This window comes from Streptomyces sp. NPDC107562 (assembly GCF_055657325.1).
In genome coordinates this window covers 1,136,185-1,154,962 of the sequence record NZ_JBVKBE010000001.1, presented here as the reverse complement: position 1 = coordinate 1,154,962, position 18,778 = coordinate 1,136,185, and the positions used below count along the sequence as shown (strand labels likewise).

The window sequence follows — 18,778 nt, the reverse complement described above, 5'->3', positions numbered from 1 at the left end:
GAGTCCTACTCGCTACTGGTTCGAGGCGATGCGTTCCAGCACCTCCGCGGCGGCGGCGACGTCACACCCCTGCAGTCGGGAAAAGACGTGCCGCCGGACGCTGGCGAGATTCGTGGGCCATGCCTGTTCGAGCCGGGTCCGCCCTGAGGGAGTGAGCAGCACGAGCAGGGATCGCCCGTCCTCGGGAGACTGCACGCGTCGTACGATTGCCTGCTTCTCCAGGCGGTTCACCAGCCTGGACATGCCGCTGACGGACAGCCCGCAGGCATTGGCCAGTTCGCTGGTAGAGAGCTGGTTGTGCGGGGCATCCGACAGATGGACCATGACCATGTATTCGGTCCCGGTGATCTCCTGCTCTTCCAGCATGTCGGCGTCGACGACGCGAGGCAGGAAGGCCATGACCCTTCCGAGCGCCCGGAGGAATGCCTCCTCGTCGGGGTTGAGGGGCTCGATCGTCGTCACCTTCGGCATGAGCACAGTTTAGGTGGGCCGCGGAAGGTCTCAGCGATCATGGTCGGGGGTCCCCTCCTCTCGCTGGGAGGGGGAAGGGACCGTAACCGTGATGCGGGCATGAACTACCGCTGTTTGCCGGAGTGCTGGTGCGCCGCGTGGCCTGTCATCATGGCGCTGTTCATTTCCATGAGCATGTGGTGGACCTTGTGCACCGACGACGGCATGATCACGAGGGGGCGCATCATGCCCTCGTCCTCGTGGTCGAAGATGTGGCAGTGGTACATCACCTTGCCCGTCTGCTTCGCGAGCCGCCCGGAGACGGTGACGAGCGTATTGGCGTGGACGGTGATGGTGTCCTTCCAGCCGGACTCCTCCGGTGCGACGGGGACAGCGGCACCCAGGGTGAGGGGCTTCGTGGTGTGGCCGCCGACGAAGTCCATGCCGGAGCTGTCCACCGCGCGCCGGTCGGTGACCTGGAAGTCCATGAGATGGATGTGCATGGGGTGGTAGATGGGCACGCCCGCGGGGGCGACGCTGATGAAGTGCCATCGTTCCCACGTGCCGGCTGTGGCGAAGAAGGTCGTGGTGTCCTCGAACATGACGCCCGTGCGTCGCAGGGTCCGGGTTCTGCCCGCCATGTCGATTTGGACGGTCCCCTCCTCGGTCGCCGTGCCGGCGCCGTCCTCTCGCATCTCCCACAACTGCGGCATCGCGCCCGTCTTGTCGAAGGCGAGCACGACGAAACGCTCGGTGGCGTCGTCTGGGACGTCACCGTCGGTGATCTTCCGGAACGAGGGCGACAAGGTGGCCGGGAGCGAGTACGGGGCGTGCCGCTTGCGCTCTACCCGGAACTGCATCACTTCCGGGAACGGGATCAGGAAGTCGGGGAGGGGATCGCCGGCGCGCTGACCTGGGATCGTGTTGACGAGCTTCAGCCGCTTGCCGGGGAAGGCCCTGAAGTCGATGACGACGTCGGCCCGTTCCGCGGGTGACAAGGACAGGGCCTCGTCGATGGTCTGCGGCGTGCCGAGCAGCCCCAGGTCCGTGCCGACGAGTTTCATGGCGCCGCGTACAGCCTTGCCGGTCTCTTCGTCGACGAGGACAAGGCGGTAGGCGCGCGCTCCGGAGGCGTTCACGAGACGCAGGCGGTACGCGCGGGCCTGCACGTCGAGGTAGGGCCACACCACGCCGTTGACCAGGGTGTATGGACCGAGGCCGGCGAGCGCCGGGGGCATCGTGTCGGGCTGCGGTGTCTCGTGGCCGCCGATGATGCGTTTGGCGAGTATCTGGCCGGTGAGACGTCCGCCGCTGTCGGTCTCGAAGTTGACGTCCTGAAGCATCAGGGGGACCTCGTACTCGCCCGCGGGCAGTCGGAGCCGGTCCTCCTCCTCGTCGCGCACCACATAGTTTCCTATGAGGCCGGCGGCCACGTTCAGCGCTGTCACGGACATAGCGTGGTCGTGGTAGAAGAGGTGCGCCGCTGACTGGTCGTTGGCGAGCTCCCCCAATTGAGCGTTGCCGGGCGTCACTCCGAATTCGGCCGCGCCGTCGTTGAGGGCGTTCTGGTGGCCGCCGTGCACGTGGACCGACGTCCACGCGGTCAGGTTGTCGATCTCCGGCCGGGGGAAGCCGCTCTCGGAGCCGGGTCGGTTGTAGGGCAGGAGGCCGGGCCCGGGGCCCTCGGGGTGCACCCACACCGCTTTGAGCGGGGTGGTGCCGGTCAGTTTGTTGTTCCAGGAGACGCGTGTCTTGTGCCCGCTGCGGACCTCGATGGTGGGCCCGGGGAAGTGTCCCTCGTAAGTCCACAGTCGCGTGGCCGGCATCTGTGAATGCAGGCGCAGCCGTGCGTCGACAAGGTCGATCTCCGTGATCTCGTTCTTGCGCGGGCGCAGCGTCGGGGGGATCCGCAGCCGGTCCTTGAACGGCGTCAGGTTCGTGAACGTCGGCTTGTCGACTCCGTTCAAGGTGTCGGCCGGCACGGTCTTCTGGGCCGACGCCCGGTTGCCGTTGATGAAGCCGGTACCGGCCACGGCGATGGCGGCGGTGGTGACGCCGGCCATGCCCAGGAGTGAGCGTCTGGAAGTAGCTGTCATGAGAAGTGCGTCCTGGTTCTGGTGCTTCGGGGCGCGAGAGACGCCCGGCGTGGCCGTGACGGCCCGCGGGTGCGAAGGCTTCTTGTCTGAAAAAAGGGGGTGATGAGCCATGTGTGGCTGAGTCGGCCTTGTGGGCCGGAAAGGCAGAACCGGCCGTGGTGGTGGCTCGGGTTCTGTGGGAATCAATTGGTTTCCGGACGAGCGGCTCCGCCAGGTAGCGCCCGCGCAAGCGCGACGGTCGCGTAGGGCCTGAATTCGTCACGGTCGGCTCGGGCAGCGCAATTGATGCCCGAGCCGAGAATAAGTAGATCATCCAGTGGTTGACTGTGCAACTTCTGTGTCGATCCGGGACCAACTTATGTGGGGCGAGTGCACGTCGGGAAAGCTAGCGACAGGGCGAGGAGGCGTTACGCCGTGTGGATCCGGACACGCCGCATGCGTCCGACGGCTGCGTCGACGGCGAGAAAGCCGAGCAGTGAGATCCCCAGCAAAGGCAATGCCCAGCCCAACGCGACCACCGCCGGGACACCCGCAAAGAGCACCGGCAGCGGCAGCCGCCGCCATGCCCCTCGCGCCGGTGCCTTGCCGAGCGGCACGGTCCGGCCGTCACGCGTGGGGCGGCGCTGCCACCACATGCGGTAGCCGGTCAGGATGACGAAGACCAGGCCGAGTGCGATCAGGGCGAGAAGGATTTGATTCGCGATCCCGAACAGCAGCCCCATGTGGCCCTGCACGCCGAGTTTGCTGAGCTTGGCCAGGACGGGGTGATCGTCCCAGCGAACCTCTGAGGTGACCGCACCCGAGACCGGGTCCACCGCGACCTGGTCGTAGTGCACGGGCCAGCGGGGGTCGTCCTGGGCGACCGTCCAGGCGCTCGTCGCGTCGGTGGGCGGTGTGACTTCGACCTTGCCGCCCAGCCCGGCCTCGCGTGCCACGGCGAGTGCCGTGTCGAAGCGGGCGGGGTCCGCGGTCGCCGGGGTCCGGCCGGTATCGTGCCCGGCGTGCCCCGCGTGCTCGCCGTCCTTCTCCCCGGTCTCGCCCGGCAGCGAAGTGACCAACTCGGGGGCATGGCCCTTGGCCGCGTCGAGCAGCTGCCCGAATCGCTCGCCCGCGTGGTGCGACCAGGTCAGGCCGGTGGCGCTGAGGAAGAAGAGCCCGGTGGCAAGCCATAGTCCAGTGACGGCGTGCAGACCGCGGGTGCGCCGCACGCCACGAGCTGAAGGTTCCGGAAGCACGACACCCCGCACGGACCTGGCCCGCTGTCCGCGGGCGCGTCCCAGCCACAGGACCAACCCGCCCGCCACGACCACCCCAAGCCAGCTCGCCGCGGTCTCCGAATAGAGCCGGCCGGTTTCGCCCAGATGCAGGTTGCGATGCAGGTCGTCCAGCCATGTCGTAAGAGGTGTCGACCCGAACCACGTGGTCAGCTCGCCCCGCACCTGAGCGGTGTAGGGGTCCACGAAGACCGTGCGCTGCTTGTCGCCCAATTCCGGCACGGACAACACGACCCGGGTGGTGTCCTCCGCGCCGGAAGGGGTGACGACCGATGCCAGCGTGCCTTCCGGGTGGGCCTCTCGGGCCGCCGCTATCTGATCCGCCAGCGGCCACGGCTCGCTGCCCACCTCGGCCACCTTGAGCTGGTCGCCGTAGACCATCTGGTCGAGTTGGGGCGTGAAGGCGTAAGCCAGTCCTGTCAGCGCCGCCACCAGCAGGAGCGGCGCGACCAGCAGACCCGCGTAGAAGTGCAGGCGCAGGAGCAGCGCCCGCACGGCCTTCCACGAACGAGGTGCTTGTTGCTCTGGCGAAGACATGCGTACATCCCCAATCGGCACCCGGCGCGCAGTGGCGCAGGCGCTCGCGAAGTCGACGGTTCAGGTGCCTCAACGGTGAAGAGATGTCCGCCTCGGCCGGTGCACTGGCGGACCGTCAGGAGCAGGTGGGTTGCCGGGTGCCGGCACTGTGGTCGGGATCGCCGCCACCTTCGGCACTGTGCGCGCGACACTGCGACGCTCAGCCAGTTTCGGAGTCACGCTCCGAACGGCACCGCCCCTGATCCGGGATTCCGGATGTCGCCCCGCCGTAGCTTATTTGATCAGTCAACCTTCAAGTAGTTGACCTGTCAACTTTTCACGCTTTGCCTACGCGGAATCCGACGCGCTCGAAGGGCCACAAAGAGCGCCGGCCTGCGGCACGTCAGAGCCGCCGCCACAGCGTTCTTGATGACGACCTTCTTCTGTGACTCGCATCTCGCTGGCCCCGAGCTACGCTTCGTGGGCCAACCCCATCGAGGCACACTTCGGACCGCTGAGGCAGCAGTTCACCATCGCCAACTCCAACCACCCCGTGCAGACCCGGGCCCTGCAGGCCTACCTGCGCTGGCGCAACGCCAACGCCCGCCACCGCGACGTCCTGGCCACCGAGCGCAAGGAACGCGCCCGCTTCCGCAGCGAGAAGGGCATCCGCTGGTGGCGGACGCCCCCTCGCCACCGCGGCCTGAGCGACCCGGCGAGATATGGGTTGAGTTTGGCCTGAGTGGGAGCTGACGAGGATCGTTTGGCGCCCTGCCGCCCCATAGGGGCGCTCCCGCCTCGGGCACTGAATCCGGTGGTGAAGTCGGTCGCCCACAGTTGGCTATGACGAGCTGAGGTACGGCGTTCATCGGACGCGGTGGCGTGGCGGCCGCATTCGCCGGATCGCGGATTCTGCGCCGGGTGTTGGACAGGCGTCAGCTGCTTGCGCCGCGCAGGATGCGCAGGGCGCAGCGGCTCTGGCAGGTCGGCGAGCACCAGTTCCACTTCCTCAGCGGTCCCTACTTCGTCGAGGAAGCCGATCATCAGGTGGCCTTCCACGGGCGGTGCGGTCGCGATCACCCGTTGGGCGAAGTCCTGCCATTCAACGGGGCTGATGTGGTCGCGAAGTGCGGGGAGCAGAAGGGGTTTCTTCGTTGGCGAGGTGGCCGTACACCGTGTCGCGTACCGCGGTGGCCGCCTCTCGCAGGGCCGTGCGGACTTCGTCGGTTGCTAGACCCCCGCCAGGGCTTATGCGCCCAGCCGGGGCTATTCCTGCCCGGACATCGTTGTCGAGGAGTATTGCGGCCAGGTGGTCGAGCGCGTCCTCCAGGTGCGCGTGCTCCTCGCTGAGCGTGCCGAGCGCGTGAGCCGCGGCCGGTGCCGCCGCCACGATCCGCGGCCACAGGTCCTTGCCCTCGGTCTCATGGTGGTGGCGCAGTTGCGCGACGAGGAAGTCTCGCAGCTGGTCCAGGGCGCTCAGCGGCACTGAGGGGCGCAGGGCCGCCTCGGCCAGCAGGGTGGTGGCGACGCGGTGGACCTCATGAGCCAGCCGTGTCTCTCTGACCGCTGGCATCTGCGCGAGAGCATCTTTGGTCATGGCGGTCACCATATTCATTCGATATCCATATAGTCAATATAGTCAATTATCTCAGAAGGTATGGTGTGCCGGTGACTACTCGCAAGTACGATTCGCCTCGCCGCGCCCACTCGGCGGCCGCGACGCGTGAGACCATCCTCGACAACGCGCAGAAGCTCTTCCTGGCCCGTGGGTACACCGGGGTCACCATCGGGGAGATCGCCGAGGCTGCGACGGTCGCCGTGCCCACGGTGTACAGCAGCGTGGGGAACAAACCGAGCATCCTGACGGCCCTGCTGGAGCCCATACTCACCGGGCCTTACTGCGCCGACGCCGTCGTAGCCATGGAGGCCAGCGACGATCCCCGCACCGTGATCGACCTCATCGCCGAGGGCACCCGGCTCATGCACGAACGCCATTGGGACCTTTTGTACGGGCTCCTGTACCGCAAGCCGCCGGGGGAACCCGCCGTCAAGGAGGTTCTGGACAAGGGGGCCGATGTCTACCTCCAGGCCCTGGCCGTTGTGACCGACCGCCTCGAGGCACTCGGCGCGATTCGCGCCGACGTCCCACGCGCGGAAGCCATCGATCTGCTCTGGTTCTATCTCGGCCCGCAAGCCTGGATGACGCTCGTCGGCGACCGCGGCTGGACGTTCGACGGCGCCCAGACCTGGGCCGCCCGATCCGCCTGCCAGGCACTGCTCAAGGACAGCTAGCTCAGCTGTGCCTCGCGAACCGTCCGAGGCCCCATCCCATCTGGGGCCTGCGCCACGCCGAACAGTGGCGCAGCATATCGAACTCGGTCTCGGCTAGCCGGACGATCTCGGCGGCCGGCCCGTTTCGCCAGAGCACCAATTACCAGCTACAGGGGAGTTCGCGAGTCCACCGGACGTCCGCGGCGGTCAACGCGCTCACCGTCCACGGTCGTCGCCGGCCTCGACGGCGACCAGGCCCTCGCCGATACCGGGGCAAGGACGGAGGGCAGCCGTGAGGAGATTTGGCTCGGGCCCGCCACGCTCGCGTCACAAACGTCGGTTCCGCCCTTCGAAGCTCCCCCAACGCTGTTGGCACTGCGGCGTCCCCGCGGGCAATCACGTGCGCCTACAGCCGAGTTGGTGCGCCCAGGGCTGCCGTTTCGGCATCGCGCTTTGCCCGGCATCCATGACGTGGGACGAAACGGCTGGCAGTACTGCGGCGCCGCGCGGCTCCGGGAGAGGTGTTCGCCTGCCAGGAGCTGTGGGCGCCGGTGACGCTGTGCCCGTCGACCGCCGAGGGCCCGTCGACCACCGAGGTGAGGTCCTTCCCTCGTACTCGGTGTCGGCGGGACTGCCTGAGTCGTCGGCGTGTCATCGATTGACCCGGTGGGCGTTGGGATGTTCAGGCGGGTGTGGGCAGGGTGTCGAAGAGGGACTCCACTCGGCGGGCAAGGTCGAAGAGATGGCTGTCCTCGCCGTGGGCGGCGTCGATTTCGAGTCCGATGGGAAGGCCGTTGGCGCTGAGGCCGATAGGGATACTGATGCCGGGCAGGCCAGCTCCGCTGGTGGGGATGGTGTTGTAGGCGAGGAACCGGTCGTCGACCCGGTGGCCGGCGATGGTGAAGTCCGATCCTTGCTCGATCAGGGGAGCGGGGCAGGGTGTGGTCGGGAAGAGCAGCGCGTCCGCCGCGTTGTGTGTGAACACCTGGCCGAGTCGGCGCTGGAGTTGCGGGCGCTCGACGGACAGTGCCGACTGGTAGCTTTCCTCGGAGAGGTAGCCCGGCCCGTCCGGGACAACGACCTGGCTCCAGACCGCCTTCAGTTGGGGCTTGACGTCGTTGTAGATCTCATCGAACGTGACGGGGAAGTCGTTGTCGGCGATGAAATGCTTGACCGCTTCCCGCATCTCGCGGAAGAAGAAGTTCCACGTGAGCAGGTTGGTCGTGTCCATGAAATCGTCACCGAGATCGATCTCGGCGATGTCGGCGCCGGCCTCGCGAAGGCGTTCGAGCGCGGCGGTGAAGTGGGCTGCGGTCTCGGGGTCGATCACCTTCATGTACTGCCGGGGAGCGTGGGCGAACCGGACTCCGCGCAGGTTGGAGCGCTGCGGGACGGGGGCCGAGGTGTCCCGGGTGACGATCTGGTCCAGCAGTGCGCAGTCCTCGACGCTGCGGGCGAGGATGCCGGTGGTGTCGAGGGTGTGGGATACCGGGGCGACGCCGGCTCCCGGCCAGCGGCCGTTGGTGGGCTTGTAGCCGACCACGCCGCACAGGGACGCGGGGACTCTGATGGAGCCCACCGTGTCGCCCCCGGTCGATGCGGGCACGATGCGGGCGGCGACGGCCGCGCCGGAGCCGCTGGAGGACCCGCCGGGGACATGGTCGTGGCTGTAGGGGTTCTTTACCTGGCCATACGGGCTGTTGTGCCCGGTCAGCCCGAAGGACATCTCCACGAGGTTGTTCTTCCCGAAGACGATGCCCCCGGCCTCCTTGAGTGCGACAACAACTTCGGCGTCATGATGGGGGACGAAGTTTCTCAGGTTGCTCACGCCGAGCGTGGTGCGCACATCAGCCGTGGCGTAGCTGTCCTTGATCCCGATCGGGACGCCAAGGAGAGGAGCCTTGGAACCTGCGGCACGGGCCTTGTCCGCCTCCCCCGCCGCAGCCAGCACTGCGGACTCGTCGACGCTGATGAAAGAGTTCAGGTCGGCATGCTTGCGTGCGCGCCGCAAAAGTGCGGAAGCGTACGCCTCGGAGGTGATGTCGCCGTTACGGATCGCCGCAGCGGCGGCCGCTACGCCGAGTTGGACCAGCTCGGCGTCACCTGGCGCTGCACCGACGGTCGTGTCCTTGTCCTGCATGGTGTCTCCTCGATTTTACGTAACTGTCGACAAGCGATCAGCGCTTCCGCTTTACGAAAGTCGGCCCTGCATGTCGATCGCGATAAGAACTGCGGGATATCCGCAATCCGTGGAAATGGTGAACCGCCCGAGCAATTGCGGGGTCCTCGCTCTTTTCGGGCTCCGTGTGCCGACTCTACTCAGCGCACATTCGCTGCGTCCGAGGAAAGGGCGGGCGGGACGGTCATGTTTAGGACCTTCAGGAGGTTGCCGAGCTTGAGGTCCGGTTCCTGGCCGACGGCGGCGATGTCAGGAGTGTCGAACCTGGAGAAGCGAGTGCTGGGCTGGTCGATGGAGAACAGCGTGTGGCGCGCTTCCGATCCTGGTGGACCGTCGTACGTAGCGGGGCGTAGAGCATCACCGCCGGGTCGTGCCTGTACATGCGCTCGGCGATGGTGTGATTTCCCATCAGGTAGGTGGCGCAGAGTCCCGGGTTGCCGGCCAGCCGCATGGTCGCCCCGACATCTGCGCTCCAGAATCGCATGAAACCGTGCGGAGCATTCTCCGCGGCGGCGGCGACCACGGTGTCCCTACTCGCTCGCTCAGTGCGGAGCTGCGTCATCCGATCGATGTCCAGTACGGGTACAGCAGCTTCGTACCGGGCTCGGAAATCCGCGAAGGGACCTCATGGGGAACTGGGACGAAGTTCCTAGTGAGCATGTTCATTCCTTTCCGACGTACCGTGTGCAGCATCTGAAAATTTGGATCTCAGACCCCGAGTGCAGAACCCGACCACCGAATCGCCGAGTGGGCCTGTTCCTGCGTCGCGCGCCCTCATGTGACCCTCGAGCGGCACCTGACCGGCCAACGGCGGCACGGGTCCTGGCCGCCGCGCGTCGCGCCATGCGATGCAGCCCACGCACTGCACCCGAAGTAAAGCGATCGCTGTACCTGAACCTAGCACGACCTTTCCGCAAAGTAAATCGATCGCTATACTTGCGGCATGGGAACGAGTGCGGCCACGGCCCATGCGACCAAGGGCGGGCGGGGAGCGCGTGAGCGGATCCTGCGCGCCGCGGTCCAGCTGTTCGCGCGCGAGGGCATCCACGCAACGGGTATCGCGAAGCTGACAGAAGTGGCACATGTGTCGACGCGCACGTTCTACCAGCACTTCCCGAGCAAAGAAGCCCTGGTCAGCGCCTACGTGCAGCGCGTCGAGTCCGACTCGGACGGGCCCATCGGCGTCGAGGCCGTCCTCGAGCGCAGCGACCTCAGTGCCCGCGAGCGTCTCCTGAGACTGTTCGCAGACTCCCCGCCGCCCGTGGAGGTGGTACGCGGCTGCCCACTGCACAACACCGCCGTCGAGACGGCCGGGACGATGCCCGAGGCCGCGGCCCTGGTCGAGCGCCACAAAAGGGAGTTCACTGCCCGCCTGGTCAAAACGGCCGTCGAGGCCGGTGCGCGCGATCCCGAGACCCTGGGACGGCAGCTCGCGGTGCTGTTTGAGGGCGCCCGCGCGCTGTCCACCTCACTCAACGACGGACAGCCCTATCAAGACGTCCGAGAACTAGCTGAAACACTGATCAAGCAAGCGACCGGATCGATATGACGGCACCCCGAACTCGCCGCGCCTGGATACCAGTGCGGTCTGCCCCTCTGCCGGCACCATGGCGCCCAGGAGCGCGTGCGCCGGCAACGCCCGGGCAACCGACTCGCGCACAGTCCGCAACGATAGGCGCCCCGGCTGCCTCGTCCTGCTCCTACGGCCCGGCTTCAAGCAGGGGAAGCCCACGATGTCGCGGGCGAACAGGTGCTGGCAGTCGTCTGCTGGCGGCAAGCCCCTGCCGCTGTCCGCCCCGACCCTGCCGGCACCGGCAGTGCGGCAGGTACCACCCACGGCACGGGCCATGCTCGATGGATACCGGTGGTCCGGTTCCGACTACTGGCGCGAAATCCGAGTCTTCAGGTGTGGAACCTTTTGTTCGCTGCCACGGTGACCGCCGCGTACCTTTCGGCATGTGGCCTGCCGGTGAGCCCCGGCCTCACCACCGTTCTCCCACTGGCCCGCGCTGCCCGGGATGGGCTCCCGATGCGGGAGGTCGCCGCTCAGATCAAGACCTGGACGAGCTGACTTCGTCGTCGTCCGCGACCTCTGGGCACGCCTGAAGTCGGCTACGTATGGGAGATCGACCGCTCGCACTGGTGGCAGGCTCCTGCACGGCACGGACTCGGTGCCGGCACAGCCCGCTACCAAGGGCCTGGGACATCACCGGGCGGACCGAGGGGCTGCCGCAGGTCGAGGTAACAGCGCAGCCGGACGCCCGCCTGGCCGGCCCCCCGGGTGGTCCGCTCCACGGACGTCGTCGCCCACCGGGCGGCCAGCGCTGCGTGGAAGGCGAACGCGGTCTCGTCATCCGCCGCTACCACCTCCACCACAACCAGACCCGGCTCGGACAAGTGCACATCATTGATCGCTTCCATATCCGGCACGACGCCCCCCCTGCAACCGCAGTTCGCGTTCTCCCCCGCATTCACCCGGCCGGGCGCGGAAACGGCCGGACACCTCGGTCGGCAGCCTCCCGCCACAGGTCACGACAGGTTCGGCTGACGGTCCACCGGGGGCCTGCCCGTATCGCCGGCACGGCCCACGGCGGCGCCTTCCGGCTGCGACAAGCGCCGATTGCCGCAACGGGACTCCTGCGACCTCCCGGTCATGCAGCATGGTCGCGTGCTGATACCAAGACGGACACCACCCGCAACTTTCCCGCCGTCCGACGATCCGCTACTCGCGCACGCGCTCACGGATCTAGCCTGGTACGCGCGGACCCGTGATCGCGCGCGCCGGTGGCACCGGACAGTAGAACTGTCTGCTCTACTCACCGGCGCCGGCACAGTGGTGGCTGCAGGTTTGCAGGCCCCCGCCGCCATCACCGCCGTCATGGCCGGCACCACCGTCTTCATCGGAGGATTTCGTCAGGTATTCAACCACCTGGAGCGCTATGTCCTGGCGGCGGAAGCGTGGTCGCGTCTTCGCCTGGCCATTCAGCGCTACACCCTTGTCCCGGAGCCGGAGCGGGACGACGCGACGCGCGGACGCCTGCAGGATGAGATCGAGGCGGTCGCGATGACGGAGTTGCGCGACTGGGCGGCCAGCCGCCGCGGGACACAGCCCAGTTCACTCCCCGGAGGCCCAACGTCGGCTTGAAGAACCGTGGGCTCCAGGGAAGCCGGTTTTGGTGGAAATGGCCGATCGCCACCATCCACAACAGAACGGCACGAAGGTAGCCAGCCTGCCAGTCGTACCTTCGGCGAGCCGCTGGATCGTTACGCCGGCCGGTTCATCGGCAGGTCCTCCACGTGCTCGCCGGTGACCAAGTAGACGACACGCTGCGCCACCGACACGGCGTGATCGGCGAACCGCTCATAGTAGCGCCCGACCAGCGTGACGTCCACCGCCGTCTCGACCCCGTGCTCCCACCTGGCGTCCATCAGCCGCTGAAAGACCACGCGGTGCAGCTCGTCCATGCGGTCGTCGTCGCTCTCCATCTGCAGGGCCGCATCCACGTCACGGGTGATGATCACTTCGGCGGCCTGCGCCATCAGACGCTGCGCGAGCTGGCCCATCTCCAAAATCGTGCGGCGCAGATCCCGCGGCACCGCACGGTCCGGGTAGCGCATCCTGGCCAGCTTGGCCACATGCACCGCCAGGGCACCGCAGCGTTCCAGGTCCGCGGTCATCCGCAGCGAGCTCACCACGATCCGCAGATCGGTAGCGACCGGCTGCTGCCGGGCCAACACGGCAATCGCCCGGCCCTCCAGATCCCGCTGCAGGTCATCGACCCGCCCAGCCCCGCAGATCACGCTCTCGGCGAGCTCCACATCGGCATCCAGAAGCGCGTTCGTGGCCAGACCCATGGCCGAACCCACCCCGTTCGCCATCTCCACCAGCCCATCACGCAGCGCCTCCAGCTCCTCGTGATAAGCCTCCCGCATCACACCTCCACCCCCTTCGCGCCTCTGTGTGCCTGCAGTACCAGGCTCGCACAGGCTTGCGGCGACCGAGGCATCGGAAAGTTCGGGATGACCGACTTCGGTACGCGAACCGCGAGAGGCGCTGGCTAGTTCTTACGCGATGAGTGCCGATTTCAAAAAGCGTGTCCGGGCCGACGGTGGCCGTCGACCAGCGGGTCAGGGGGAACGTGGTAGCGCAGGTCACCGTCCTGCGCGACGAGTTCACGCCAGGCGATGAGGCCCAGATCGACCAGGGCGGCGGCCGCGACGGCGCCGAACACTGCCATCGGGGCGGTTCCGCCCAGCGGCCGGCGCTGGCGGCGCCCGGCGACCTGCTGGCTTACGGGTTCCCGGGCCAGTGGATCAACCCGCGCACCGGCGGGGTGGTAGCGCTGGGCGGTGAACTTCTGGGCGGCCGTGTCGAAGTGGAGTTCCTGACCGGCCAGGTAGAGGACGGTCTTGACAGAGCCGCGACCGATGAGGAGTGAGTACGCCTTCGACGTCCCAGGTGAGGTTCTGGCGCGGTGCCGGTGGGGCCATGGCGCTTTCTGCATCCTTCCCGTGACGATGAAGTGTGTTCGCGCCGAGCCCGGACTCGCGCAGCGTCCACTTCACCGCCTCGGGAATCGAGTCCAGCACGATGCTGTCCACGCCGAACGCTGAACCGTCGCCATCCAGCACCACGCGCGGGCCGTACGGGAAGCGTGCGTCAGCCACGGGCTTCGCGGGCGTTATCGCTGCTGTGCGGCGCGAGGTCCCGGCGGCTGGGGGGACGCCCAAGAACAGCCGCGGGACGGGGGCTTCCGGCGGCGCGGCGATGCCCTTGTCTGTTCGGCAGGCGGGCCAGCAACCTTCTCCGCTGCCGTGGCCGCCGTCGGCTGCGGCGCGCCAGCCGGAACAGGCGCCTGGGCGCTGAGGGCCTGGTATTTCGCCGCCCAACCGTTCAACAGCCGCTGATACATCTCCAGCCACGGCGGCTTCGACTTGGAGCGGCCGTTCTCCCAGGGGTTTGCCTACCCAGACGGCAGCGAGATCGGCAGAGCTCGTGCAAGACCGAGGGCCGGGCCAGTCAGGCGGTGGCCCGAGCGGCCTCGTCGATCAGGCGCGTCACCTCGGCGGGGCAGGAGACGCTGACGGCGTGCGAGGCATCGATCTCGACAGTCGTTGCTCCGGCGCGCTCGGCCATCCATGCCTGCGTCCGCGGCGGGATGTTCCGGTCCTGTGCGGCGATGAGGACCCAGGACGGGATGCCTCTCCACGCGGGTGTCGAGGAAGCGTCCTCAAGGGCCACATTGCTGACAGGACGCTGTGTCGCGGCCATGATCACGGCCTTCCCTTCAGGGACGTCGGCCGCGAACTGGTGGTGAAACTTGCCCTGTTCGATGTAGAGGTCGGCCGCCGCGCGGCCGTCGGCCAAGGTCACCGGCACCGGACGCAGCACTTCGCCCAGCGTGCTGCCGGGGAATTTGCCCGCCAGTTCGAGGGCGCTCTCCCCGTCGTCGGGCATGAACGCGGCCACGTACACGAGGGCCTGGACATTGTCGAGACCACCGGCGGCATTGGTGATGACCGCGCCGCCGTAGGAGTGGCCCACCAGGACCACGGGGCCGTCGATGCCCGCCACAAGCTGGCGGACATGGAGAGCGTCACCGTGGAGTCCGCGCAGCGGGTTGCTTGCGGCGACCACGTCGTAGCCGTCCGCCTGCAGCTTCCCCACCACGTCGTTCCAGCTGGAGGAGTCCGCGAACGCGCCATGCACCAGGACGACGGTCGGCTTCAGCTTGCTCATGGGTTATGGGTCCTTATCTCATATTCTGATCAGTTCGTCCCAGGCGTGGAACCGCTTCGCCCCGGGGTCACAGGCCCACCTGATGACGACGGCACCGGGTGACTGCATCTGTGTGCTCACTAGGACAAGAAGGAAGCCGTACATGTGACAGCGGGACACGGGTGCAGTGCACCGTTCCCTCTGCCGCGGCCGTCCCTCCGGCCTTCGATTTGACACCTGACGGGTTCACCCGCAACCTTCTTCTACTAGTTCACTAGTAGAAGGTTGATTCTGGTGCGATACCGCATCGATCGACGCAGTGGCGTGGCCGCCTACATGCAGATCGTCCAGCAAACCAAACAGGCGATGCGGCTGGGCCTGCTGGCGCCGGGCGATCGGCTGCCGACGGCTCGCGAAGTGGTGGGGATGACGGCCATCAACCCCAACACCGTGCACAAGGCTTACCGGGAACTCGAGCACGAAGGATTGGTCGAATCTCGACGGGGCGCCGGGACGTTCGTGACCCGGTCACTGTCGCGACCCGAGACTTCCGGCGACTCGGCTCTGCGTACAGGCCTGTTGCAGTGGCTGCGGCGGGCCCACGCGGCGGGGGTCGGGAGAGACGACGTGACCGCCCTGTTCACCGACCTCATCGCGGATTACGACGCTCTGCCCGCAGAAGGCCATGCCACCGACCGCGAAGGGCCCACACCTTGTGAGACAGACATTGAGGAAGTGTGATGAACAAGTCCCTGCCCACTGACCACTCCGGCGGACCAAGCACTCACCATGCGGTGCCGGCTCTGGACCGAACCGCTTTGGAAGCCCAGGGATTGGGACGGCGGTTCGGTCGCTCCTGGGCACTACGGGACTGCAGCTTCCGCCTGCCCGCCGGCCGGATCTGCGCCCTCGTGGGCCCCAACGGCGCGGGCAAAACGACGCTGCTGTCCATGGCCGCCGATGTGCTGAAGCCCACTCAAGGCACACTGAGTGTGTTCGGTGACGATCCGAGGACGCCGGCGAGTCGCGGGCGTGTGGCGTTCGTCGGGCAGAGTAAGCCGCTCTACCCGGGGTTCACCGTCGCCGAGATGCTTCGTGCCGGCCGAGAGATGAACCCTGGCTGGGATCAGGGAGTCGCGGAGCGCCTGGTGGCGCAGGGCGAGATATCGCTGCACGCGAAGGTCGGACACCTCTCCGGCGGCCAGCGCACCCGTGTCGCCCTAGCCCTTGCGCTCGGCAAACGACCTCGGCTGCTGCTCCTGGACGAACCCATGTCCGACCTGGACCCACGTGTGCGCCACGAGATGACGGCGGCTCTGATGAGCGAGGTGGCCGAACACGGGACCACCGTTCTGATGTCCACGCACTTGGTCTCCGAGATGGACGCCGTGTGCGACTACCTCCTCACGATCACAGGGGGCCGCGTACAGCTGGCCGGGGAGATCGACGACCTGCTCGCCGCGCACACCATGCTGGTCGGCCGCGACAACGGGCACGTCTCGCCCCCCGAACTCGCCCCTCACACCGTCGTCTCGACGGAGCGCTCCGGCGGGCAGGTCACCGCATTGATCCGACCCGAGGGACCGGTGACCGGCACATGGATGCGCCACCAGCCGCACCTGGAGGAGCTTCTGATCGCCTATCTCGGTGTCTCCGACGTCCCTCCCCTGATCACTCCCAGCGCGCGCACCGGCGCCGGTAAGGACGACGCCGCATGAACGGCAGCCACGCCACCAAGGTCCCCCTGTTTCCTCTGCGCTTCCCGCACCTGTCCGGCCCCGTCTGGCTGATCTGGCGCCAGCACCGTGCCGCGTTCTGGACCGGCGCCGGCCTGCTCGCCGCGTTCGCCGTGTTCGTCGTCTTCCAGCGCGCCGAAATGGTCGCGTACATCGACGCCCACAACCTGCTCGGCTGCGTGTACGACTCCCCTGAGCCGCGCTGTGAGGGGGTGAACGCCTTTCGGGGGCAGTTCTACGACCTCCTGCACTACACCGGCCTCGTGATCTCTTTCGCTCCATTGATCATCGGCGTCTTCCTGGGCGGGCCCCTGTTCTCCCGTGAGATGGAGAACGGCACGTATCTGCTTTCACGGTCGCAGTCCGTCAGCGGTACCCGGTGGTTCGCGTACAAACTCGGTCTGCCCGCCGTCGTCACACTCGTCGGCACCGGCGTCCTGTCGGCTCTCTACACCTGGTGGTGGAAGCCCGCGGACGAACTGCTGAAGGGGATGCACTGGTACGACTCCCCGCCGTTCACCAACATCGGCGTGGTACCGATCGCCATGTCCCTGTTCGCACTGGTCACCGGCGCGGCGATCGGCGTCGTCATGCGCCGCACAGTGGCGGCCATGGCCGTCACCTGTGCCGCCTGCATCGCCGGCTGGGCCGGCTTGAGTCTCCTGCGCCCCCTGCTGTGGCCAACGAAGGAGGCGACGGCACGACAGTTCACCGCGGACCTGTACGGCTCACCGACTCCCCTGGGGCTTCTGCAACCCCATGCGTGGCCGATGGACCTGCCCAGCAAGCCGTACTCCTCCTGGAACATCGACTGGGGGTACCTGACCACGTCGGGAGAGAAGTTCACCTCCACCGCATGCGGTGGTCTCACCGAAGCATCCGCAGCCTGTGTCAGGGCCCACGACGTGGCCGGTGTCTGGATTCAGTACCACCCGGCCACCCACTTCTGGCCGCTGCAGTGGGTCATGGCCGCGGTGCTGCTGGCCATGACGGGCGCCGTCACCGCATTCTGCTTCTGGTGGGTTCAGCGCAGGTCGTAGTGTTCGTCCGTGCCGTTCGGCAGGCATGCCGGAGCCGCTGGGCTCCGGCATCCCTGCGCGGCAGCAACCTCGGATCCGACGAGTCGGCAGCTGTCCCGATCCCTCCGACGAGCTGGCGGAGGACACGAAACACGACGCGCACAACTTCTTGTCGGCGGAGCCCGAGCAGGGTGCGAGCTTTGGGCGAGCGCCGCATGCAGGAACAGGCAGGTTACGGGGACCGCAGCGGCCCAGATAAACGGCAGCTCCGGGCGCCGCACTCGGGGGAAGAGCACGGCGCCCGGCAACCGTCACCCGCGGGCTCTAGTTCGCGGGTGCGCGTACGGTCGAACCCGAACGCCGACATCACACTACCAAACATTACTCTTACCAACAGTGTGTTTCGGTGAGCGGGTGCGCGGAGTTCCGCAGACCCCGGCGCTCAGCGGCGGGTGTGGAGGCGAGTCAGGTTCTTGTCGGTCAGCGCCAGGACTGTGGCCGCGACGTTTGGCAGCCGCCGGGGGGACGCCCATGCTGGTGCCCACCCGCGACCGCACCGTTGCCGCCAAAACGCGCCAACTGCCAGGTGTCGTGGTCAGTGTCCACGCCGCCAGTGACACCGCATCCCGCCGCGGCTGTTCCTACGGAGTGGGCGCCACCGACCGCGGGACCGTTACCCGCATTCCACCCCAGGCCGAGCACGGCGAGAAGCGGCGCCCCGCGCTGGACATACTCGACCGCTGGCCGACTGGGGGCCTGAGACTGCCGGTCGTATGGCCGACGCGGCCTACGGCACCAGCCCTCACCTTCGGACCAGCCTGGCAGACCGGGAAGCGACTACCTGCCGGCCGTCCGCGCGACGTGACCGCCCACCCGTTCGACGCCCAGCCGACAGCACCGCACCGCCTGGGCCCCGCCGGGCCGGCCCTAGGTCCGCTGGCACCGGCCTCGCCCTGGCCCCTCGTCCGCTCGGTCCGTCGGTGCTCTGGTCCACCCACACCGGCCGCCCCGGAGGGGTCGTCGTCGCGGGAGCGGGCGGCCGCCCGGCGCAGTACGGTGCCCGGCCGCAGGGGCCCCGCCTCCAGGTCCTCGCCGGCGAGGACCCTCTCCAGCAACTCGACGGTGACGCTGTCGGCCGCGACCGGCACCGACACCTCCGCCAGGCCCCGGGCCGTGTCCAGCGCGTCGAGCGTGGCACCGATCCGGGTGCTGGCCTGCGCCAGCACCGTCAGCCGCTGGTGGGCGAGGTGGCGGTCGGTGACGTCCACGGTGGCGTCCGCGATGCCGAGGACCCTGCCGTCGGCGTCCTCCATCCGGAAGACGGAGGCGGAGTAGACGTGCTCGTGCTCGGGATCGCCCGGGGGGTACACCCGCTTCTCGACGCCGACCGCCGGCTCACCGGTGGCGAGCACCTCCACCATGACCCGCTCCACCGACTGCACCCCGAAGCCGGACCACACCTCCGTCGGACGCCTGCCCAGGGCCTCCTCCACGGAGGTGCCCTGCATCAACGCCGGG

The 18,778-nt window shown here is 67.7% G+C and carries 16 protein-coding genes and 1 pseudogene; 8 read left to right on the top strand and 9 right to left on the bottom strand.

What is annotated here, in order from left to right; translation table 11 throughout:
• Nucleotides 1-12: 12 nt before the first annotated feature.
• From ACZ7LV_RS04940 to ACZ7LV_RS04930, 3 genes are all read right to left on the bottom strand, one after another.
• Nucleotides 13-471, bottom strand: coding sequence for a MarR family winged helix-turn-helix transcriptional regulator (locus tag ACZ7LV_RS04940; RefSeq protein WP_471935751.1), 459 nt, complete (start codon nt 469-471; stop codon nt 13-15).
• A gap of 104 nt (nt 472-575) precedes the next feature.
• The gene (locus tag ACZ7LV_RS04935) at nt 576-2,546 is read right to left on the bottom strand and encodes a multicopper oxidase family protein (protein WP_471935749.1); all 1,971 of its coding nucleotides are present in this window, start codon (nt 2,544-2,546) and stop codon (nt 576-578) included.
• A 407-nt stretch (nt 2,547-2,953) separates the two neighbouring features.
• Nucleotides 2,954-4,357, bottom strand: a complete 1,404-nt coding sequence (locus ACZ7LV_RS04930; RefSeq protein WP_471935747.1) for a PepSY-associated TM helix domain-containing protein — start codon at nt 4,355-4,357, stop codon at nt 2,954-2,956.
• A gap of 445 nt (nt 4,358-4,802) precedes the next feature.
• On the opposite strand from ACZ7LV_RS04930, the pseudogene ACZ7LV_RS04925 reads away from it, so the two are divergent.
• Nucleotides 4,803-5,043, top strand: a pseudogene (locus ACZ7LV_RS04925) (IS630 family transposase); the annotation flags it as partial.
• Nucleotides 5,044-5,438: 395 nt separating this feature from the next.
• On the opposite strand, the gene ACZ7LV_RS04920 reads toward ACZ7LV_RS04925, so the two are convergent.
• Nucleotides 5,439-5,933 carry a hemerythrin domain-containing protein gene (locus ACZ7LV_RS04920; RefSeq protein ID WP_471935745.1) on the bottom strand — a complete coding sequence of 165 codons (495 nt, stop codon included), beginning with the start codon at nt 5,931-5,933 and terminating at the stop codon, nt 5,439-5,441.
• Nucleotides 5,934-6,004: 71 nt separating this feature from the next.
• Between ACZ7LV_RS04920 and ACZ7LV_RS04915 the strand changes: the two genes are divergently transcribed.
• Nucleotides 6,005-6,628, top strand: a complete 624-nt coding sequence (locus ACZ7LV_RS04915; protein ID WP_471935743.1) for a TetR/AcrR family transcriptional regulator — start codon at nt 6,005-6,007, stop codon at nt 6,626-6,628.
• Between the two features lie 661 nt (nt 6,629-7,289).
• Here ACZ7LV_RS04915 and ACZ7LV_RS04910 read toward each other — a convergent pair.
• A complete protein-coding gene (locus ACZ7LV_RS04910; RefSeq protein ID WP_471935741.1) occupies nt 7,290-8,747 on the bottom strand; it encodes an amidase family protein in 1,458 nt (485 codons plus the stop codon).
• A 982-nt stretch (nt 8,748-9,729) separates the two neighbouring features.
• Here ACZ7LV_RS04910 and ACZ7LV_RS04905 point away from each other — a divergent pair.
• Entirely contained in the window at nt 9,730-10,335 is a 606-nt protein-coding gene (locus ACZ7LV_RS04905; RefSeq protein WP_471935739.1) for a TetR/AcrR family transcriptional regulator, read from the top strand.
• Nucleotides 10,336-10,973: 638 nt separating this feature from the next.
• Here ACZ7LV_RS04905 and ACZ7LV_RS04900 read toward each other — a convergent pair.
• Nucleotides 10,974-11,207, bottom strand: coding sequence for a DUF6207 family protein (locus ACZ7LV_RS04900; RefSeq protein WP_471936125.1), 234 nt, complete (start codon nt 11,205-11,207; stop codon nt 10,974-10,976).
• Between the two features lie 232 nt (nt 11,208-11,439).
• On the opposite strand from ACZ7LV_RS04900, the gene ACZ7LV_RS04895 reads away from it, so the two are divergent.
• Nucleotides 11,440-11,931: a DUF4231 domain-containing protein gene (locus tag ACZ7LV_RS04895; protein WP_471935737.1), complete on the top strand. Its 492-nt coding sequence runs from the start codon at nt 11,440-11,442 to the stop codon at nt 11,929-11,931.
• A 119-nt stretch (nt 11,932-12,050) separates the two neighbouring features.
• On the opposite strand, the gene phoU is transcribed toward ACZ7LV_RS04895, so the two are convergent.
• Nucleotides 12,051-12,719: a phosphate signaling complex protein PhoU gene (gene phoU, locus ACZ7LV_RS04890; protein ID WP_471935736.1), complete on the bottom strand. Its 669-nt coding sequence runs from the start codon at nt 12,717-12,719 to the stop codon at nt 12,051-12,053.
• A 176-nt stretch (nt 12,720-12,895) separates the two neighbouring features.
• Here phoU and ACZ7LV_RS04885 point away from each other — a divergent pair, with 176 nt between their 5' ends.
• A complete protein-coding gene (locus ACZ7LV_RS04885) occupies nt 12,896-13,225 on the top strand; it encodes a hypothetical protein (RefSeq protein ID WP_471935735.1) in 330 nt (109 codons plus the stop codon).
• 581 nt (nt 13,226-13,806) lie between these two features.
• On the opposite strand, the gene ACZ7LV_RS04880 is transcribed toward ACZ7LV_RS04885, so the two are convergent.
• Nucleotides 13,807-14,526 carry an alpha/beta fold hydrolase gene (locus ACZ7LV_RS04880; protein WP_471935734.1) on the bottom strand — a complete coding sequence of 240 codons (720 nt, stop codon included), beginning with the start codon at nt 14,524-14,526 and terminating at the stop codon, nt 13,807-13,809.
• Between the two features lie 270 nt (nt 14,527-14,796).
• On the opposite strand from ACZ7LV_RS04880, the gene ACZ7LV_RS04875 reads away from it, so the two are divergent.
• The 3 genes from ACZ7LV_RS04875 to ACZ7LV_RS04865 are packed head-to-tail and all read left to right on the top strand — an operon-like array spanning nt 14,797 to nt 17,281.
• A complete protein-coding gene (locus ACZ7LV_RS04875) occupies nt 14,797-15,246 on the top strand; it encodes a GntR family transcriptional regulator (RefSeq protein WP_471936123.1) in 450 nt (149 codons plus the stop codon).
• Entirely contained in the window at nt 15,246-16,223 is a 978-nt protein-coding gene (locus tag ACZ7LV_RS04870) for an ABC transporter ATP-binding protein (RefSeq protein WP_471935731.1), read from the top strand. The genes ACZ7LV_RS04875 and ACZ7LV_RS04870 overlap by 1 nt, the downstream gene beginning before the upstream one ends.
• On the top strand, nt 16,220-17,281 hold the full coding sequence (locus tag ACZ7LV_RS04865) for a hypothetical protein (RefSeq protein ID WP_471935729.1): 1,062 nt from the start codon (nt 16,220-16,222) through the stop codon (nt 17,279-17,281). The genes ACZ7LV_RS04870 and ACZ7LV_RS04865 overlap by 4 nt, the downstream gene beginning before the upstream one ends.
• Before the next feature lie 620 nt (nt 17,282-17,901).
• Here ACZ7LV_RS04865 and ACZ7LV_RS04860 read toward each other — a convergent pair.
• Nucleotides 17,902-18,771 carry a PAS domain-containing protein gene (locus ACZ7LV_RS04860; RefSeq protein WP_471935727.1) on the bottom strand — a complete coding sequence of 290 codons (870 nt, stop codon included), beginning with the start codon at nt 18,769-18,771 and terminating at the stop codon, nt 17,902-17,904.
• Between the last annotated feature and the right edge of the window lie 7 nt (nt 18,772-18,778).

Bases quoted from the DNA above. Each gene is read 5' to 3' on its own strand.
- ACZ7LV_RS04940 (WP_471935751.1), bottom strand. From the start codon at position 471: ATGCCGAAGGTGACGACGATCGAGCCCCTCAACCCCGACGAGGAGGCA.
- ACZ7LV_RS04935 (WP_471935749.1), bottom strand. From the start codon at position 2,546: ATGACAGCTACTTCCAGACGCTCACTCCTGGGCATGGCCGGCGTCACC.
- ACZ7LV_RS04930 (WP_471935747.1), bottom strand. From the start codon at position 4,357: ATGTCTTCGCCAGAGCAACAAGCACCTCGTTCGTGGAAGGCCGTGCGG.
- ACZ7LV_RS04920 (WP_471935745.1), bottom strand. From the start codon at position 5,933: ATGACCAAAGATGCTCTCGCGCAGATGCCAGCGGTCAGAGAGACACGG.
- ACZ7LV_RS04910 (WP_471935741.1), bottom strand. From the start codon at position 8,747: ATGCAGGACAAGGACACGACCGTCGGTGCAGCGCCAGGTGACGCCGAG.
- ACZ7LV_RS04905 (WP_471935739.1), top strand. From the start codon at position 9,730: ATGGGAACGAGTGCGGCCACGGCCCATGCGACCAAGGGCGGGCGGGGA.
- ACZ7LV_RS04900 (WP_471936125.1), bottom strand. From the start codon at position 11,207: ATGGAAGCGATCAATGATGTGCACTTGTCCGAGCCGGGTCTGGTTGTG.
- ACZ7LV_RS04895 (WP_471935737.1), top strand. From the start codon at position 11,440: ATGCAGCATGGTCGCGTGCTGATACCAAGACGGACACCACCCGCAACT.
- phoU (WP_471935736.1), bottom strand. From the start codon at position 12,719: ATGCGGGAGGCTTATCACGAGGAGCTGGAGGCGCTGCGTGATGGGCTG.
- ACZ7LV_RS04880 (WP_471935734.1), bottom strand. From the start codon at position 14,526: ATGAGCAAGCTGAAGCCGACCGTCGTCCTGGTGCATGGCGCGTTCGCG.
- ACZ7LV_RS04870 (WP_471935731.1), top strand. From the start codon at position 15,246: ATGAACAAGTCCCTGCCCACTGACCACTCCGGCGGACCAAGCACTCAC.
- ACZ7LV_RS04865 (WP_471935729.1), top strand. From the start codon at position 16,220: ATGAACGGCAGCCACGCCACCAAGGTCCCCCTGTTTCCTCTGCGCTTC.